The sequence below is a fragment of the Pedobacter sp. genome (assembly GCF_045628745.1).
GTDB lineage: Bacteria > Bacteroidota > Bacteroidia > Sphingobacteriales > Sphingobacteriaceae > Pedobacter.
The window spans coordinates 1-2,307 of sequence record NZ_JAZQPU010000343.1; the positions used below are offsets into that span (position 1 = coordinate 1).

The 2,307-nt window shown below is 36.7% G+C and carries 2 protein-coding genes and 1 pseudogene; all 3 read left to right on the top strand.

Annotation, left to right across the window (positions count from 1 at the left end; genetic code table 11):
* The coding region (locus ACR2F7_RS12535) for a glycosyl hydrolase-related protein (RefSeq protein WP_432713898.1) at nt 1-361 on the top strand (361 nt) is incomplete at its 5' end.
* 154 nt (nt 362-515) lie between these two features.
* Nucleotides 516-1,796 (top strand): SGNH/GDSL hydrolase family protein, encoded by a 1,281-nt coding sequence (locus ACR2F7_RS12540; RefSeq protein WP_432713899.1) that lies wholly within the window; start codon nt 516-518, stop codon nt 1,794-1,796.
* Nucleotides 1,793-2,307, top strand: a pseudogene (locus ACR2F7_RS12545) (GH92 family glycosyl hydrolase); the annotation flags it as partial. The gene ACR2F7_RS12540 and the pseudogene ACR2F7_RS12545, both read left to right, overlap by 4 nt.

Below are 2,307 nucleotides of genomic sequence, written 5' to 3' on the forward strand. Positions count from 1 at the left end.
AGCAGGGGTAAGTTACCAAAATCAGAAGATAAACGAACCTCTACAGGTTAATGTTATGGCGATGAAACCTTCTCAATGGAGCGGAACTTTTATAGAGACTTCGTCTAAAATGCTTGAGCTTACTTCTTGTGTTTACAAGGGTAAGGATTTATATGTAAGGGTGTTTAATGCCGCAAAAACAAATACAGAAGGTAAAATAAAATTTAATTTTGATGCTATTAAAGCAACTTTTGTAAATCTTGATGAAACCGAAGTCGCTGAAGCCGCTATGAGATCGGGTCAAGGTTCCATAAAGGAAGTTAAGTTAAATATGAAACCCTTTGGCATCACAACACTAAGGGTTTCGACTAAAGAAAAGTAGGTTGTTGAGTCATCGTGCTCTTATGTTTTAATTAATATTATCATATATGATTACAAGGAAAATTAGAGTTGGGTTAGTTCTGACCTTTCTCTGTAGTACACAAGTTAAATCACAATCACTCCAGCCTTTTATAAATGGAGATAAAGTGGTGTTCATGGGCAACAGTATTACTGAGGCAGGGTTCTATGAGTCAAATATTTGGCTTTATTATATGACTCATTTTCCTGAATTAAAAATATCAATTATTAATGCTGGAATTGGTGGCGATGTAGTTAAACAAATGAACGATCGTTTTGAAGATGATGTTTTGCCTAAAAAACCTAGTGTAGTTGTTTTAACTTTTGGGATGAATGATTCCGGTTACTTTGAGTTTAATGAAACAAATGCGGCAGAAACTTCTAAACAACGTATTCAGGATTCTCGCCAATATTTTAATCTTTTAGAAGCGAAGTTAAAAGCACTGCCACAAGTAAAAAAGGTGATCATGTCATCTTCACCGTACGATGAAACCATGACTAATAAAAATGGTGTTTTCAATGGTAAAAGTAAGGCAATGGAGCAGATTGTGCAATTTCAGCAGCTGGCAGCCAAAAGCAATAGCTGGGCCTATGTAGATTTGTTTCATCCAATGACTGAAATTAATTTAAAAGAACAACAAATAAAACCTGAATTTACACTTACGGGGCCTGATCGGATTCACCCTGGAAAAGGTGGCCATTTGATTATGGCAGCCTTGTTCCTTAAGAACCAGGGTTTAGCAGGTCTTCCAGTTGCTGAGGTAGAAATCGATGTCAAAAAAGGCTTAGTGAAAGCAGAAAACGCAAAAGTCAGTCTTATTAAAAAATCCAAATCAATTGTATCTTTTGATTATTATGCAAATTCATTACCCTTTCCTATTGACTCCATATCTGACGTTTGGGAGAATCCTCAAAAGCAATCCGATGTATTAGGCGTATATCCTTTTATTCAAGAATTCAACCAGGAAATATTTAAGGTGAAAAATTTATCAGAAGGGACCTATCATTTAATGATCGATGGGAGGAAGATAAATACTTTTAGCGCCGAATCCTTCAGCAAAGGTGTCAATTTGGCATTATTAAACAATACACCCCAATATGAGCAGGCACAATCCCTTATGCACCTCAATGATTTAAGAGCTGAATTAGAAAAGAAATTGAGAGAATATTATTGGTTACATTTTAATTATTTGAAGGGTGAAAACCTGCTTTTTAATGATTCTGAATTGGCATTTCAAAAAGTATCAGAAAAGGCCAAAACCGATTGGGCGGTTAGAAGTAAAATAGCCTCCTACCAAACATCTCGTTTTCCTGAAATAAGGAGTTTATGGGAAAGTAATATCAAACAACTGACTGATAAGATATATCAGCTCAACAAACCAAATTCACATCTTATAGAAATTGTAGCAACAAAATGAGGAAGAAATTAGTAACAGGATTAGTTTTGATGGTTTCATTTTATGCATGCCAAACCAACAAGCATGTAAAAAATGAACAGTATGTTAACCCTTTTATAGGGGCAAGTACCAGTGTTGGAGAAGCAGGTGTATATCACGGTTTAGGAAAAACCTTTCCTGGAGCAACTACGCCTTATGGCATGGTTCAGGTTAGTCCAAATACGATTACCGGCGGAGATAACGGATCAGGATATAGCTTTGAGCATACAAGTATAGAAGGATTTGCCTTTACGCAGATGAGTGGTGTGGGGTGGTTTGGAGATCTGGGAAACTTTTTAGTGATGCCCACTTCTGGCCCTTTACATACTAACTCCGGGAGTTTGGAACAACCAGACAACGGATATCGATCCAGATATGATAAAAAATCAGAAAAGGCATCTGCAGGTGCTTATGCTGTATTTCTTACTGATCATAAAATTAAGGCTGAAGCAACAGCTGCTCCCCATAGCGGCATGCTTCGTTTTACATTTCC